General features: G+C 69.9%; 15 protein-coding genes. 11 read left to right on the top strand and 4 right to left on the bottom strand.

The features are described 5' to 3' along the window. Nucleotides 1-7 precede the first annotated feature (7 nt). Entirely contained in the window at nucleotides 8-1243 is a 1236-nt protein-coding gene (locus tag FCG67_RS19480) for an acyl-CoA dehydrogenase family protein (protein WP_136911340.1), read from the bottom strand. A gap of 245 nt (nucleotides 1244-1488) precedes the next feature. On the opposite strand from FCG67_RS19480, the gene FCG67_RS19485 reads away from it, so the two are divergent. From FCG67_RS19485 to FCG67_RS19515, 7 genes are all read left to right on the top strand, one after another. Further along, complete coding sequence (locus tag FCG67_RS19485; protein ID WP_136911341.1) at nucleotides 1489-2874, top strand: cytochrome P450; 1386 nt, start codon at nucleotides 1489-1491, stop codon at nucleotides 2872-2874. A gap of 70 nt (nucleotides 2875-2944) precedes the next feature. Further along, entirely contained in the window at nucleotides 2945-4354 is a 1410-nt protein-coding gene (locus FCG67_RS19490; RefSeq protein ID WP_136911342.1) for a cytochrome P450, read from the top strand. 15 nt (nucleotides 4355-4369) lie between these two features. Further along, a complete protein-coding gene (locus tag FCG67_RS19495) occupies nucleotides 4370-4738 on the top strand; it encodes a DoxX family protein (protein WP_136911343.1) in 369 nt (122 codons plus the stop codon). Between the two features lie 150 nt (nucleotides 4739-4888). Further along, entirely contained in the window at nucleotides 4889-5977 is a 1089-nt protein-coding gene (pdhA, locus tag FCG67_RS19500) for a pyruvate dehydrogenase (acetyl-transferring) E1 component subunit alpha (RefSeq protein ID WP_136911344.1), read from the top strand. Then, nucleotides 5974-6951 (top strand): alpha-ketoacid dehydrogenase subunit beta, encoded by a 978-nt coding sequence (locus FCG67_RS19505; RefSeq protein ID WP_136911345.1) that lies wholly within the window; start codon nucleotides 5974-5976, stop codon nucleotides 6949-6951. Before pdhA ends, FCG67_RS19505 begins: the two co-directional genes overlap by 4 nt. A 12-nt stretch (nucleotides 6952-6963) precedes the next feature. Next, nucleotides 6964-8226, top strand: coding sequence for a dihydrolipoamide acetyltransferase family protein (locus tag FCG67_RS19510; protein ID WP_136911346.1), 1263 nt, complete (start codon nucleotides 6964-6966; stop codon nucleotides 8224-8226). A gap of 42 nt (nucleotides 8227-8268) precedes the next feature. Then, the gene (locus FCG67_RS19515) at nucleotides 8269-9480 is read left to right on the top strand and encodes an MFS transporter (RefSeq protein WP_136911347.1); all 1212 of its coding nucleotides are present in this window, start codon (nucleotides 8269-8271) and stop codon (nucleotides 9478-9480) included. 99 nt (nucleotides 9481-9579) lie between these two features. Here FCG67_RS19515 and FCG67_RS19520 read toward each other — a convergent pair whose 3' ends face one another. Genes FCG67_RS19520 through FCG67_RS19530 form a run of 3 tightly spaced genes read right to left on the bottom strand, consistent with a single transcriptional unit; the run spans nucleotide 9580 to nucleotide 12451 of the window. Further along, entirely contained in the window at nucleotides 9580-11004 is a 1425-nt protein-coding gene (locus FCG67_RS19520) for an NAD(P)(+) transhydrogenase (Re/Si-specific) subunit beta (protein ID WP_136911348.1), read from the bottom strand. Then, nucleotides 11004-11336: an NAD(P) transhydrogenase subunit alpha part 2 gene (locus tag FCG67_RS19525; RefSeq protein WP_027501548.1), complete on the bottom strand. Its 333-nt coding sequence runs from the start codon at nucleotides 11334-11336 to the stop codon at nucleotides 11004-11006. Before FCG67_RS19525 ends, FCG67_RS19520 begins: the two co-directional genes overlap by 1 nt. Next, a complete protein-coding gene (locus tag FCG67_RS19530; protein ID WP_136911349.1) occupies nucleotides 11336-12451 on the bottom strand; it encodes a Re/Si-specific NAD(P)(+) transhydrogenase subunit alpha in 1116 nt (371 codons plus the stop codon). The genes FCG67_RS19525 and FCG67_RS19530 overlap by 1 nt, the downstream gene beginning before the upstream one ends. A 252-nt stretch (nucleotides 12452-12703) precedes the next feature. On the opposite strand from FCG67_RS19530, the gene FCG67_RS19535 reads away from it, so the two are divergent. Genes FCG67_RS19535 through FCG67_RS19545 form a run of 4 tightly spaced genes read left to right on the top strand, consistent with a single transcriptional unit; the run spans nucleotide 12704 to nucleotide 14715 of the window. Then, a complete protein-coding gene (locus FCG67_RS19535) occupies nucleotides 12704-13081 on the top strand; it encodes a DUF488 domain-containing protein (protein WP_097213752.1) in 378 nt (125 codons plus the stop codon). Next, the gene (locus FCG67_RS25080; protein WP_169310568.1) at nucleotides 13078-13236 is read left to right on the top strand and encodes a hypothetical protein; all 159 of its coding nucleotides are present in this window, start codon (nucleotides 13078-13080) and stop codon (nucleotides 13234-13236) included. Before FCG67_RS19535 ends, FCG67_RS25080 begins: the two co-directional genes overlap by 4 nt. Before the next feature lie 10 nt (nucleotides 13237-13246). Continuing rightward, the gene (locus tag FCG67_RS19540) at nucleotides 13247-14083 is read left to right on the top strand and encodes a maleylpyruvate isomerase family mycothiol-dependent enzyme (protein WP_136911350.1); all 837 of its coding nucleotides are present in this window, start codon (nucleotides 13247-13249) and stop codon (nucleotides 14081-14083) included. Continuing rightward, a complete protein-coding gene (locus tag FCG67_RS19545) occupies nucleotides 14083-14715 on the top strand; it encodes a Type 1 glutamine amidotransferase-like domain-containing protein (protein ID WP_136911351.1) in 633 nt (210 codons plus the stop codon). Before FCG67_RS19540 ends, FCG67_RS19545 begins: the two co-directional genes overlap by 1 nt. The last annotated feature ends 41 nt before the right edge of the window (nucleotides 14716-14756 follow it).

A 14756-nucleotide genomic window follows, 5' to 3' on the forward strand; every position in this document is an offset into this window, starting at 1 on the left:
GTGTCTGTCATTTCGCGGCGGCGACGGCTTCTTCGGCTGCGAGCCGGTACGGCCGCAGCTCCTGGCGCGCGATGGTCATTTTGTGTACCTCGTCGGGGCCGTCGGCGAGCCGCAGGGCGCGCAGGTGCGCGTACATCATCGCCAGCGGGAAGTCGTCGGACACCCCGCCGCCGCCGTGCACCTGGATCGCGCGGTCGACGATCTTGAGCGCCATCTGCGGGGCGGCGACCTTGATGGCCGCGATCTCGGTGCGCGCCTCCTTGTTGCCGACCGTGTCCATCAGCCAGGCGGCCTTGAGGGTCAGCAGCCGGGCCATCTCGATCTCGATGCGCGCCTCGGCGATCCAGTCCTGGATGTTGGCGCGCGCGCTGAGCGGACGACCGAAGGTGACCCGGGTCGACGCCCGCAGGCACATCAGCTCCAGCGCCCGCTCCGCCATCCCGACCGCGCGCATGCAGTGGTGGATGCGCCCCGGTCCGAGCCGGGCCTGGCTGATCATGAATCCCGCACCGGCACCGGCCAACACGTCGGCATCCGGGACCCGGACGTTCTCGAACAGCACCTCGGCGTGGCCCTCGCGGTCCTGGTAGCCGAACACCGGCAGCCCGCGCACCACCGTGATCCCGGGGGCGTCGATCGGCACCACCATCATCGACTGCTGGCCGTAGACGGGCCCGGTGGGATCGGTCTTGCCCATCACGATCAGCACCCGGCAGTTGGCGTGCAACGCATTCGAGGTCCACCACTTGCGACCGTTGAGCACCCAGTCGTCGCCGTCGCGGACCATGGTCATCTGGATGTTGGTCGCGTCCGAACTGGCGACGTCGGGCTCGGTCATGGCGAACGCGGAGCGGATGGTGCCCTCCAGCAACGGCCGCAGCCAGCGCTCTTTGTGCTCGTCGGTGCCGAAGAGCGTGAGCACCTCCATGTTCCCGGTGTCCGGGGCGGAGCAGTTGCACGCCTCGGACGCCAGGTGGCTCCGTCCCATGATCTCGGCCAGCGGCGCGTACTCCGAGTTGGTCAGCCCCGGCCCGTACCCGGGATGCGGGTGAAAGAGGTTCCACAACCCCCGCGACCGCGCCTCGACCTTGAGTTCCTCGATGATCGGCGGCTGGAAGTGCGGGTCCCCCGACTCGCGCATCTGCTGCTCGTACACCGCCTCGGCCGGGTAGATCCGCTCGTCCATGAAGGCCAGGAGCTTGTCGCGGTACTCCTGACAGCGTTCGGTGGGTGCGAAATCCATCTGCTTCCCTCTCCCTGGATCAGCGTGCCCGTGACGGCCGCGACCGCGGCGGAATTACCCAAGCAGCGATGCTAGTTCGCGGATGCCGTTACCACCTGCGGACGCGGATATCGCCGCCGAGCCGCAACAAATCGGGGCCGATTCGATTTCGCCAGACCACGAAACGTGATCCGGCGCGAGCGCCGAGGGGCGACAAACACCCCCGAAGTGCGCGAGAATCAGTCATGGCTCGTCCGCTTCCGGCGATGACCACCGACACGCTGCCGCACCCACCGCATCGGCTCCCGGTGCTGGGCGACGTGCTCTCCGCCGATGCCGCGCGTCCCGCGCAGCGATTGGCCGAACTCGCCGGGTTCCTTGGCCCGATGTACGAGACCAAGATCTTCAACCGACACCTCACGGTCGTCTCGGGGCCCGCGGTATATGCGGAGCTCGGTGACGAGAAGCGGTTCGGCAAGCACGTCGGCTTCGCCTTCGCGGCCTCCCGCGAGTTCCTCGGCGACGCACTGCCCACCGCGTACAGCGACGAACCCAACTGGGCGCGAGCGCACAACATCCTGATGCCCGCCTTCACTCTCTCCGCGATGCGCAGCTATCACGACATCATGCTCGAGACCGTCGGCGAGTTCCTTGCCCACTGGGACACCCTGGCCGACGAGGACACCACCGTCGACGTGCACACCGACACGAGCAAACTGACGCTCGAGACGATCGGCCGCATCGGCTTCGGCTATCACTTCGATTCGTTCACGCGCAGCGAGCCCGACCCCTTCGCCGTCGCGGTGGCGCGCATGTTCGCCTACATCGGGCGCGCCGGGTTCCGCATCCCGGTGCACTGGCTGGAGAAGGCGGTCCACGGCAAGGACATCAGACAGAATGCCCGCGATGTCGACTACATCAGGCAGGTGGTCGACGACATCATCCGCGAGCGCCGCCGCCACCCGGACGGTCAGCCCGACGACCTGCTGGCGCTGATGCTCGGCACCGCGGACCCCGAGAGCGGGCAGCGCCTCGAGGACGAGAACATCCGCAATCAGGTGATCAGCTTCCTCAGCGCCGGCCACGAGACCACCTCCGGCACACTCTCGTTCGCGCTGCATCTGCTGGCGACCCACCCCGAGATCGCGGATCGGGCCCGGGCCGAGGTCTCCTCGCTGTGGCCGGCGGGCACGGAGCCGGACCCGATGTTCGCCGACATCCACAAGTTCAAGTACGTGCGCCGGGTCGTCGACGAGACGCTGCGCCTGTGGCCGATCGCCCCCGGCTACTTCCGGGAACCGAAACAGGACACCACCCTCGGCGGCCACCCGGTCCGGAAGGGCCAGGCCCTGTTGGCGCTCACCCTGCGGGTGCAGCGGGACCCGGTGTGGGGCCCGAACCCGCTCGCCTTCGACCCGGACCGGTTCCTCCCGGAGCGCGCCCGAACCCGCCCGACCGGCATCTACAAGCCGTTCGGCACGGGCATGCGCTCGTGCATCGGACGACAGCTCGCCCTGCACGAGTCCACGCTGGCGCTGGCGCTGATCCTGCACCGCTACGAGCTCGATCCCGTGCCGGGCTACCAACTGGAGGTCGCGGAGGAGTTCACGCTCAAGCCCGTCGGCCTGCGGCTGGGTCTGCGGCGACGCTGACCAACCCGAAGTCGACGAACCCCCGCGGTTGGGCGCGTTACGCCGCCCACAGCCGCGCAGGCACGCCAAGATGGAGCCCATGGCAGTCCTCACGGTCGATCGTCCGTCGGTGCCCCACCCGCCGCGCCGGATCCCCCTGCTCGGGGACCTGCTCGACGTCGACGTCACCAAGCCGACGCAGAACGCGATGGCCTGCGCGCGGCGACTCGGCCCGATCTACCAGCGCAAGATCTTCAACTACGTGTTCACCTTCGTCTCCGGCGCAGACCTGGCCACCGAACTCAACGACGAGAGCCGGTTCCAGAAGCACGTCGGCGTCGCCCTGCGGAACCTGCGGCCGATCGGGAACGACGGGCTGTTCACCGCCTACAACTCCGAACCGAACTGGTCGAAGGCCCACAACATCCTGATGCCCGCCTTCACCCAGTCCGCGATGCGCAGCTACCACCAGACCATGCTCGACACCGTGCGCGAGCTGATCGTGCACTGGGACGAGCGCTGCGACTCCGCACCGGTCGAGGTCACCCCGGACATGACCAAGGTGACCCTCGAGACGATCGGCCGGACCGGCTTCGGATACGAGTTCGGCTCCTTCGACCGGGCCGAGCAGGACCCGTTCGTCGGGGCGATGATCCGCTCACTCCGGTTCGCACAGAAGGCCTCGTTCACCCTCCCGATCCCGATCCTGGACCGGGCGATCAAGCGCAAGGCGATCCGCAGGAACCAGGCCGACCTGGCCTACATGGCCCACGTGGTCGACGAGGTGATCCGCTCGCGCCGCGCGAACCCCGATGAGCACCGCGACGACCTGCTCGGCCTGATGCTGTCCGCCGAGGATCCCGAGTCCGGCGAGCGCCTCGACGACGAGAACGTCCGCGACCAGGTGATCACCTTCCTCATCGCCGGTCACGAGACCTCCTCGGGCGCCCTGTCGTTCGCGCTGTACTACCTGGCGAACAACCAGGAGATCGCGGAGCGGGCCCGCGCCGAGATCTACTCGATGTGGCCGCAGGGCACCGACCCAGATCCGGTGTTCGAGCAGATCCCGAAGCTGCGCTACGTGCGGCGGGTCCTCGACGAGACGCTGCGCCTGTGGCCGACCGCGCCCGGCTACATGCGCGAGGCCCGCGAGGACACCGTGCTGGGCGGCCGCTACCCGATGAAGGCGGGTGACGCCGCGTTCGTGCTGTTGCCGCAGCTGCACCGGGACCCCGTCTGGGGCGACGACCCTGACGCCTTCGACCCGGACCGCTTCCTGCCCGCGAACGTCCGCGCACGCCCCGGCCACGTCTACAAGCCGTTCGGCACCGGGATCCGTTCCTGCATCGGCAGGCAGTTCGCGATCCACGAGATCGTGATGGCCCTGGCACTGCTGCTGCACCGCTACGACCTCGAGCCCGAACCCGACTACGAGCTGGACGTCACCGAGCTTCTCACCCTCAAGCCGGAGGGATTCCGGCTGCGCCTGCACCGCCGCTGACAGCGAAGGACACCCATGGAGATCCTCACCATCGTCTGCACCGTCCTGCTCGCCGTCGCCGCGCTGGGCGCGGGGGTGCCCAAGGTGATGCTGCGGGGGCCGGCATGGACGGCGCTGCGCAGGCGCGGGCTGAGCGCCGCGCGGGTCCGCTTCATCGGCGCGGCGGAGCTCGCGGGCGCGGCCGGGCTGATGGTTGGCCTGTACTGGTGGCCGGTCGGGGTCGCCGCCGCCGTTGGCCTGCTCGTGCTGTTCGGGTCCGCGGTCGCCTTCCACATCAGGTACGGCGACTTCGGCAACCCGGATTCCGGCAACGACGCCTGGACGGCATTCGCCCTGGCGAATCTCTCGGTGATCGTGATCGCAACGCTGCTCGTGACGAACTGATCGTCCGCGCAGGTCAGAGTAGCGATATGCCACTCGACGACCGGCTCACTTGCGCCGCGCCGCCAAAGGTGGATGCTGAGAAGTAAGGACACATCCAGCGCCGCCGAGGTCTCACGAGGACCGCCCCGGCACAGCAGCGAGGAGGGTCCGGTGTCCGAGAAAATCGACTATCCGGTCCAACTCATCCAGCCCGACGGGGCCCGGGTACACGGAGCCGGCTACGCGGGCGAGGTCACCGACATCGGCCCGGCGGAGCTGCGCGGCCTGTACGAGGACATGGTCGTGCTGCGCCGCGTGGACGCCGAGGCCACCGCCCTGCAGCGCCAGGGACAGCTGGGGATCTGGGCGCCGAGCCTGGGTCAGGAGGCGTCTCAGATCGGATCCGCGCGCGCACTCGAACCCGACGACTACGTCTTCACCAGCTACCGCGAGCACGGGCTCGCGTACTGCCGCGGCGTGCCGCCGGCGCAGTGGCCCCCGCTGTGGCGGGGCGTGGCGCTGTCGAACTGGGATCCCGCCGAGTTCAACCTGACCAACCCCGCCATCGTCGTCGGCTCGCAGGGGCTGCACGCCACCGGCTATGCGATGGCCGCCCACATGGACGGCGCCGAGATCGCGGTCATGGCGTACTTCGGCGACGGCGCCACCAGCCAGGGCGACCTGTCTGAGGCGCTCGGGTTCGCCGCGAGCTGGGGCGCGGGCGTGGTCTTCTTCTGCCAGAACAATCACTGGGCGATCAGCGAACCGGTGCAGCTGCAGAGCCCCTTCCCGCTGGTGGCCCGGCCCCGCGGGTTCGGGATCCCGGGGATCGCGGTGGACGGCAACGACGTCCTCGCCGTCCTCGCGGTGACGCGGACGGCCGCGCGGCGCGCGCGTGAGGGCGGCGGGCCGACGTTCATCGAGGCCATCACCTACCGGATGGGCCCGCACACCACCTCCGACGACCCGACCCGGTACCGGACCGGTGCGGAGATCGAGCACTGGCGCGCCCGCGATCCCATCGACCGGCTCCGCCGGCTGCTGCTGCGCGAGAACGCGATGGACGAGGAGTTCACCCGCGGGGTCGAAGCCAAGGCCCTCGCGGCGGCCGAGGCCCTTCGGGCGGGCGCCCTCGCCCTGCCCGACCCGGCCCCGCTGACGATGTTCGATCACGTGTACTCCGACCCGCATCCGCTGATCGACGAGGAGCGCGAACAGTTCTCGGCGTACCTGGACACTTTCGACGAGGCGCAGCCATGACCACGATGGCGCTGGGCGCCGCGCTGAACGCCGGCCTGCGCAGGGCGCTCGAGCGCGACCCGAAGGTGCTGCTGATGGGCGAGGACATCGGCAAGCTCGGCGGCGTCTTCCGGGTCACCGACACGCTGCAGAAGGACTTCGGCGCGGCCCGCGTGATCGACACCCCGCTCGCCGAATCCGGCATCATCGGGACCGCGTTCGGGATGGCGCTGCGAGGCTACCGGCCGGTGTGCGAGATCCAGTTCGACGGGTTCGTCTACCCGGCCTTCGACCAGATCGTGTCCCAGGTCGCCAGGATCCATTTCCGCACCGGGGGCCGAGTGCGTGCGCCGCTGACGATCCGGGTGCCGTTCGGCGGCGGAATCGGTGCGGTGGAGCATCATTCGGAGTCTCCGGAGGCGCATTTCGCGCACACGCCGGGCCTGCGCGTGGTCACCCCGTCCACCCCGGACGACGCCTTCCACATGATCATGCAGGCCATCGCCGCGGACGATCCGGTGGTGTTCTTCGAACCCAAGCGCCGGTACTGGGACAAGGGCGAGGTGGACCTCGACGCACCCGCCGCGCTCGACCTGCACCGGGCTCGGGTCGCGGCCCCCGGCACCGACGTCACCCTTGTCGCGTACGGGGCGATGGTGGCCACCGCGCTGTCGGCGGCCGAGATCGCCCGGCAGGAGGGGCATTCGATCGAGGTGATCGATCTGCGCTCGCTCTCCCCGATCGACTTCGACACCATCGAGGCCTCCGTCCGCAAGACCGGGCGGCTGGTCGTCGCGCACGAGGCCCCGGTGTTCCTCGGGCTCGGGTCGGAGATCGCCGCCCGGATCACGGAGCGGTGCTTCTACCAGCTCGAGGCGCCGGTCGCCCGGGTCGGCGGGTTCGCGACGCCCTACCCACCCGCCAGATTGGAGCGGTACTACCTCCCCGACCCGGACCGCATCCTCGACGCGGTCGACCAGATGCTCGCCGCCTGAAGGGACATCCCCGTGCACCCAGCGAACGAGTTCCGGCTGCCCGACCTCGGCGAGGGCCTGACGGACGCGGAACTGGTCCGCTGGTCGGTGGCGGTGGGTGACACCGTCGAACTCGACCAGGTGATCGCGGAGGTGGAGACGGCGAAGGCGTTGGTGGAGTTACCCTCCCCCCTCGCCGGGACGGTGCTGGCCCTGCTCGCCGAACCCGGCACCATCGTCGAGGTGGGCGCGCCCCTGATCCGGATCGGCGAGCCCGGCGCGGGCGACTCCCCCGGCGCAGCGGCGACGCCCGCCGCCGAACCGCCGGACCATCCGGCCACGCTGGTGGGGTACGGGCCGACCGCCGCGCCCGCGAGCCGGAGGCGAAAGGCCGCCCCCACCGCCGCCCCCACCGCCGCCGCGGCCGCGGACGGCGAGCGGGCGCGGCCCGACGCCAAGCCCTCCGTGCGCAGGCTGGCCCATGAGCTCGGCATCGATCTGAACGCCGTGCAGGGCACCGGGTTCGGCGGGGCGATCACCACCGAGGATGTACGCGCACAGGATGTTCCACGAGAAACGGCTGCGCCCCATGACGCCACGCCGACCCGCGAGACCCGCACCCCGATCCGGGGCGTGCGGCGGCAGACCGCGGACGCGGTGACGCGAAGTGCGTTCACCGCCCCGCACGTCACCGAGTTCGTCACCGCCGACGTGAGCGCATCGATGGACCTGGTCGATCGCCTGCACGCGAGTCCCGCCTTCGCCGGCCTCGCGCCGACCCCGCTCGCCCTGGTGGCCAAGGTCCTGTTGGTCGCGCTGCGCGAGCACCCCTCCCTCAACTCGAGCTGGGACGAGGAGCACCAGGAGATCGTCACCAAGCACTACGTGAACCTCGGCATCGCGACCGCCACCCCGCGCGGACTGCTGGTTCCGTCGGTCAAGGATGCCCACCTGATGAGCCTGCTCGAGCTCACCCGGGCGATCCACCAGCTCGTCGAGACCGCCCGCGCCGGCCGGAGTACGCCCGCCGACCTGTCCGGCGGCACCATCACGATCACCAACGTCGGGGTGTTCGGCGTGGACACCGGAACCCCGATCCTCAGCCCGGGAGAGGCGGCCATCCTGTGCCTCGGCGCCATCGCGCCGCGACCGTGGGTGGTCGACGGCGAACTCGCCGTCCGCTCGGTCACCACCCTGGGGCTGTCCTTCGATCACCGCCTGGTCGACGGCGAACAGGGCTCGCGCTTCCTCGCAGACATCGCCGCCGTACTCACCGATCCGCTCACCCTGCTCTGACCGTCCGGCCGGGAGGGCACCCGGCCGGGGTAGAAAGAGTGGGTGCGCCCGAACAGCCCGACCCTCACGGATCCCGTCCGGCTCCGCCGGGCCCGCGCCGCGATCTTCGGCATCTTCGCCGTCAACGGGTTCCTGCTGGCCGCCTGGGTGGTGCACATCCCGGCCATCTCGGAGCGCACCGGCATCAGCCACGCCACCCTCGGCTGGCTGCTCCTGCTGCTGGCCGGCGGCGCCCTGATCGGTATGCAGGTGGCGGGCCCGCTCGCGGACCGCTACGGCAGCCGACTGATGGTGATCCTCGCCGGGGTGTTCATCTCGTTCGGGGTGATCGGACCGGGGCTGGCGACCGATGCGGTCTGGCTCGGCGTGGCACTGACCGTGTTCGGGTTCGGCAACGGCGCGCTGGATGTGTCGATGAACTCGCAGGCCGTGCACGCCGAGCGGCTCTACCGGCGGCCGATCATGTCGGCCTTCCACGCGTTCTTCTCGATCGGTGGGGTCGTCGGGTCGCTCCTCGGCGCCGCCGCCCTTGCCGCCGGATGGCCGCCACTGACCTCGCTGGCCGTCGCGGCCGCGATCGGGTTCGTGACGGTCGCCGGGTGCGCCCCCTTCCTGCTGCCGCACGTCGCCCCCGCCGAACACACGGCCCCCGACCGGGTCGCCGGCCGGCGAGGCACCGGGGCCTCACGCAAGGTGCTGGCGCTCGGCGCGCTCGCCTTCGCGCTGTTCCTGTCCGAGGGGGCCGCGAACGACTGGAGCACGCTGCAGGTCAAGGAGCACCTCGGGACATCCGACGCGATGGCCGCGCTGGCCTTCGGCGCGTTCGCGCTGATGATGACGGTCGGCCGGTTCGGTGCCGACCGGGTCAGCGCCGCGCTCGGACCGGTCGCGGTGGTGCGCTACGGCACGCTGATCGCGGCCGCGGGCATCGGGACGGTGATCGTGTCCGGCTGGGTGTGGCTGACGCTGGCCGGCTGGGCACTGTTCGGGCTCGGGCTGTCCGGCTGCATCCCGCAGATCTTCACCGCGGCGGGCAACCTGAGCGTCGGATCGGCGGGGGTGAACATGTCGCGCGTGGTGGGCATGGGCTACGTCGGGCTGCTCGCGGGTCCCGCGCTGCTCGGCTGGCTGACCAAGCTGATGCCACTGACCGCGACCATGCTGGTGCCGCTGGTGTTCGTGCTGCTGGCGTCGCGGTATGCGGGACTGGTCGGCCGTCCCCGGGTACCGAGCGAGCTCAACCAGTCCGTCTGAGCACCGGCGATTACGCGCAATTCGACGGACACAAAGAACACAGAAGGCGCCCTCCCCGATCATCTCGGGGAGGGCGCCTTCGTCAGCGAATGCGGCGGGCTAGAGGGCCTTGAGCTCCTCGGTCACCGCGGCGACCATCTTCTTGGCGTCGCCGAACAGCATCGAGGTGGTGTCCGCGAAGAACAGCGGGTTGTCGATGCCTGCGTAGCCCGAGGACATCGAACGCTTGAGCACGATGACGGAGCGGGCCTCGTCGACGTTGAGGATCGGCATCCCGTGGATCGGGCTGCTGGGATCGTTGCGCGCCGCGGGGTTGGTGACGTCGTTGGCGCCGATGACGATGGCGACGTCGGTGCGCGAGAACTCACCGTTGATGTCGTCCATCTCCTTCATGGCGTCGTACTCGACATCCGCCTCGGCGAGCAGCACGTTCATGTGACCGGGCATGCGACCCGCGACCGGGTGGATCGCGTACTTGACCTCGACGCCCCTGGCCTCCAGCAACGCCGCCATCTCCTTGACAGCGTGCTGCGCCTGCGCCACCGCGAGACCGTAACCGGGGACGACGATGACCTGGTTGGCGTACGCCATCTGGATCGCCGCATCCGAGGCGGAGGTCGCCTTGACGGTGCCGCCGGTCGCACTCGCGCCGCCCGCCGCGGCGGCGTCGCCACCGAACGAGCCGAAGATGATCGCCGGGATCGACCGGTTCATCGCCTTCGCCATCAGGTTCGTCAAGATGGTGCCCGACGCGCCGACGATCATGCCTGCGACGATCATCGCCTGGTTGTTGAGCGCGAGACCCGCGGCCGCGGCCGACAGACCGGTGAGCGCGTTGAGCAGCGAGATGACGACGGGCATGTCGGCGCCGCCGATCGGCAGCACCACGAACAGGCCCATGACACCGGCCGCGACGAGCAGCCCGACGATCAGCAGCGAGGACTGCGGGTCACCGTCGGCATTGATGCCGATGAACACGGCCAGCCCGATCGAGACCAGCGCGAGGATCATGTTCGCGACCTGGAACGCCTTCGCGTTCGAGACGAACACCTTCTCCACGTTCTTGTTCAGCAGTTCCTGCAGCTTCGCGAACGCCACCAGCGAGCCCCAGAACGAGACCGAACCGATGATCGCGGCGAACAGCGATCCGACGATGAACGGCGCCGAGGGCACCGCCTCGACGGCGGTGAACCCGTCGGAGTTGAGGTACTCGGCCCAGGCGATGAGCGCGACGGTGCCGCCGCCGACACCGTTGAACAGCGCGACCAGCTGCGGCATCGCCGTCATCTTGGTGCGCAGCGCAGGCGGGACGCCGAGGACGACGCCGACCAGCAGGCCACCCGCGATGAGGGCCCAGTTGTCCGTGTCGCGGATGTCGATCAGCACGGCGACCACCGCGATCAGCATGCCCACCGCGGCGATGTAGTTGCCGCGGACCGCGGTCTTCGGGCCGGTGAGGCCGGACAGACCGTAGATGAACATCGAGAACGCGACGATGTAGAGGATCGTGACGAGGTAGCCCATCAGGCGTCAGCCCCCTTCTTCTCGGCCGCCTTGGGGGCGTCCTTCTTGGGCTTGAACATCGCGAGCATGCGGTCGGTGACGACGAAGCCGCCGACGACGTTCAGGGTGCCGAACACCAGCGCGACGAACAGGATGATCTTGATGCTCCACGGCGCATCGCCGGGCAGGTGACCGAGCACGACAAGCGCGCCGAGCACGACGATGCCGTGGATGGCGTTCGTGCCCGACATCAGCGGCGTGTGCAGGGTGTTGGGCACCTTGGAGATGACCGCGAAGCCCACGAACCCGGCCAGGACCAGGATCGCGATGTTGGCAAGAAGTTCGTTGTACATCAGGGCGTTGCCTCCTTGCGGGTGACGCACGCGGCGGCGAGCACCTCGTCGTCGAAGTCCGGCGCGAGCGCGCCGCCCTCGTCGAGCATCAGCTCGATGAGGGCGTACAGGTTCTTCGAGTACAGCTCGCTCGAGTGCTCCGGCATGGTGGCCGGCAGGTTCAGCGGGGAGCAGATGGTCACGCCGTGCTTGACGACGGTCTGACCGGGCTCGGTGATCTCGCAGTTGCCGCCGGTCTCGCCCGCCAGGTCGACGATGACGCTGCCGGGCTTCATGCCCTCGACGGCGGCGGCGGTGACCAGGCGCGGGGCCGGACGGCCGGGCACGAGCGCGGTGGTGATGACCACGTCGAAGCCCTTGATCGCGTCCTCGAGCGCCTGCTGCTGCTGGGCCCGCTCGTCCTCGGTCAGCTCGCGGGCGTAGCCGCCCTCGCCTGCCGCGTCGATGCCCAGGTCCAGCCACTGCGCGCCGACGGAACGGACCTGGTCCGCCACCTCGGGTCGCACGTCGTAGCCGGTGACGCGGCCGCCGAGACGCTTGGCCGTGGCCAGCGCCTGCAGGCCCGCCACGCCGACGCCGAGCACCAGCACGGTGGCCGGCTTGACGGTGCCCGCGGCGGTGGTGAGCATCGGGAAGTACCGGGTGGACTCCGACGCGGCCAGCACGACGGACTTGTAGCCCGCGACGTTGGCCTGCGAGGACAGCGCGTCCATCACCTGGGCGCGGGAGATGCGCGGGATCGCCTCGACGGCATACGCCTCGACCCCGGCGTCCGCGAGCGCGGCGATGCCGGTCTCGTTGGTGCGCGGGGCGAGGAAACCGATCAGCTTCTGGCCGGCGCGCAGCCGGGCGGTCTCCTGGGCGTTCGGGGCCGCGACCTTGAGGACGACGTCCGCGGACCACGCGTCACCGATGGTCGCACCCGCCTCCTCGTACAACTCGTCGGGCATCAGGGCGCCGAGCCCCGCACCGGACTCGACGATGACGTCGAGCCCCTTGCCGCGAAGCGTTGCGACGACCTTGGGTACCAACGCGACCCGGCGTTCGCCGTCGTTCGTTTCCCGAACGACGCCGACCGTTGGGCGCGGCTGCTTAGAGCTCTGCGATGTATCCAACTGTCTGTTTACTTCCTGCGGTAGGTGGTTTTGGAACCGCGGCGGACGGCGGCACCCGTGCGACTTGCGGATGATGACCCAGCTGGCACGAAGTTCACAACACTAGCCAGAGTGGCGCCACGATAGGGGATTCTCATCCCAGCGGGTGGAAACTGAATCGAATCCGAACAGGACCAATCGCCCAACTCGGACATCGATATGTGGCACCGATCACACGCGTAGTCTGGGATTCCGACCGCATCGGAGGTGCCGATGAGCAGGCAGACCAAGCCGACCGTGACGATCGAGCGCGTCTACGACCACCCCGAACCCGAGCCGGGTGCACGGATTTTCGTCGACCGGCTCTGGCCGCGGGGCATCCGCAAGGACGCATTCCACTACGACGACTGGGCCAAGGACCTCGCGCCGTCGACCGAACTGCGGCGGTGGTACAGCCACGAGGAGGCGCACTTCCGGGAGTTCCGGGCGCGCTACCGCGCGGAGCTCGAGTCCGATTTCGGCCAGGAGGCCATCGCCCGCGTCCAGAAGCTCGCGCACGGTCGCCCGCTGGTCCTGCTCACCGCGACCAGGGACCTTGAGCACAGCCACGCCGAGGTGCTCGCCGAGTTCCTGCGGGAGTCGGACTCGTGAGCTCCGAGGACATCGGCGGCGACCCGGCCTGCTGGCTCGACCGGGTGTGCCCCGAGTGCGGGGCGTTCCGGCCCGACGGGACCGAGGACGGCTGCCCGCGGTGTGCGGGCGACGCCGAGCCGCATATCGCCGCCACCCGCCTGCCCAGCACCTAGAGTGGCGCCGGTGAGCGATGCGAAGCAGCCGACGCTGATCGACCGTGAGCCGTTGACCGCCGCCCTGTTCGAGGAGTGGGACATCCTCGACGGCCTGCTGGCCGGGCTCACCGACGAGCAGTGGTCGAGCCCGACGCCGCTGCCGGGCTGGACGGTGCACGATGTCGTCGCCCACCTGATCGGCATCGAGTCGATGCTGAGCGATGTCGAGCCGCCGCTCGCGGCGGACGAGGTGCCCGACTCCCCCCACGTGGTCAACGCGATCGGCGCCTTCAATGAGCGCTGGGTCGCCGGCCTGCGCTCGCACAGCCACGCCGAGGTGCTGTCCGGGTTCCGCGACATCATCCGCACGCGCCGCGCGGCGCTGTCCGCGATGAACCAGGCCGACTTCGACGCCCCGTCGATGACGCCGGTCGGCCCCGACAGCTACGGCCGGTTCATGCGCACCCGGCTGTTCGACTGCTGGTTCCACGAGCACGACATCCGGGACGCCGTCGGCCAGCCCGGCGAGGAGGGCGGGCCGCGGGCCGAGTACTCGTTCGCGGAATTGGTCGGTGGCCTCGGCTTCGCGGTCGGCAAGAAGGGCGGCGCACCGGACGGCTCGACCGTGACGTTCGCGCTGACCGGCCCGCTCGCCCGCGACATCCACATCGCCGTCCACGGCCGCGCCGCCGTCGTCCCCGCCCTGGACGCGCCAGCGACCACGACGCTGCGGCTCGATTCGCGGTTGTTCACCCGGCTCTGCGGGGGACGGGCGTCCGCCGCGGATCACGCCGGGGAGATCGAGGTGCTCGGCGACGAGGCACTCGGCCGCCAGATCGCGGCCAACCTCGCCTTCACCATCTGATGCGACTGTTCCTGTCCTCGTACAGGTTCGGGGCCGACCCCGATCGACTGCTGAGCCTGCTCGACGACCGCGGCCCCGTCGCGGTGATCGCGAACGCGGCGGACGCGTGGGAGGTGGGACGCGACTCGGCGGTGGTCAGCGACGTGATGCCGCTGCGCCGGATGGGCTTCGACGCACGAGAGCTGGACCTGCGCGAATTCATCGGCGACCCGGAATCGCTGCGCGCGGAGCTGACGAGGCAGTCGATGGTGTGGGTGCGCGGCGGCAACACCTTCGTCCTGCGCGCCCAGTTCGCGCGGAGCGGCGCCGACGTGGTGCTGCCTGAGCTGCTGCGTGCCGACTCGCTGGTCTACGCCGGGTACAGCGCCGGGGCCTGCGTGATGTCGCCGTCGCTGCGGGGGCTCGAACTGCTCGACGATCCGGCGGAGGTCGGGCCGGCCTGCGGGACGCCGGTGATCTGGGAGGGGCTCGGCCTGATCGATCAGGCGATCGTGCCGCATTTTCGCTCGCCGGGTTACGGGAGCGAGGAGACGGCCCTGATCGAGGAGGTCGCGGAGAACTACCGGCTGGCGGGCATCCGATACCGGACCCTCACCGACGACGACGCGATCGTCATCGACACGCGGATATGAGTGGTGGCCTGGCCCGCGGGCCAGGCCACCGGTCAGCCGTT

Origin of the sequence: Rhodococcus oryzae (assembly GCF_005049235.1) — a bacterium.
Lineage (GTDB): Bacteria > Actinomycetota > Actinomycetes > Mycobacteriales > Mycobacteriaceae > Rhodococcus_G > Rhodococcus_G oryzae.

What these genes read in the sequence shown, in the direction of transcription:
- FCG67_RS19480 (WP_136911340.1), bottom strand. Translation starts at nt 1,243, where the DNA reads ATGGATTTCGCACCCACCGAACGCTGTCAGGAGTACCGCGACAAGCTC.
- FCG67_RS19485 (WP_136911341.1), top strand. Translation starts at nt 1,489, where the DNA reads ATGACCACCGACACGCTGCCGCACCCACCGCATCGGCTCCCGGTGCTG.
- FCG67_RS19490 (WP_136911342.1), top strand. Translation starts at nt 2,945, where the DNA reads ATGGAGCCCATGGCAGTCCTCACGGTCGATCGTCCGTCGGTGCCCCAC.
- FCG67_RS19495 (WP_136911343.1), top strand. Translation starts at nt 4,370, where the DNA reads ATGGAGATCCTCACCATCGTCTGCACCGTCCTGCTCGCCGTCGCCGCG.
- FCG67_RS19505 (WP_136911345.1), top strand. Translation starts at nt 5,974, where the DNA reads ATGACCACGATGGCGCTGGGCGCCGCGCTGAACGCCGGCCTGCGCAGG.
- FCG67_RS19520 (WP_136911348.1), bottom strand. Translation starts at nt 11,004, where the DNA reads ATGGGCTACCTCGTCACGATCCTCTACATCGTCGCGTTCTCGATGTTC.
- FCG67_RS19525 (WP_027501548.1), bottom strand. Translation starts at nt 11,336, where the DNA reads ATGTACAACGAACTTCTTGCCAACATCGCGATCCTGGTCCTGGCCGGG.
- FCG67_RS19535 (WP_097213752.1), top strand. Translation starts at nt 12,704, where the DNA reads ATGAGCAGGCAGACCAAGCCGACCGTGACGATCGAGCGCGTCTACGAC.
- FCG67_RS19545 (WP_136911351.1), top strand. Translation starts at nt 14,083, where the DNA reads ATGCGACTGTTCCTGTCCTCGTACAGGTTCGGGGCCGACCCCGATCGA.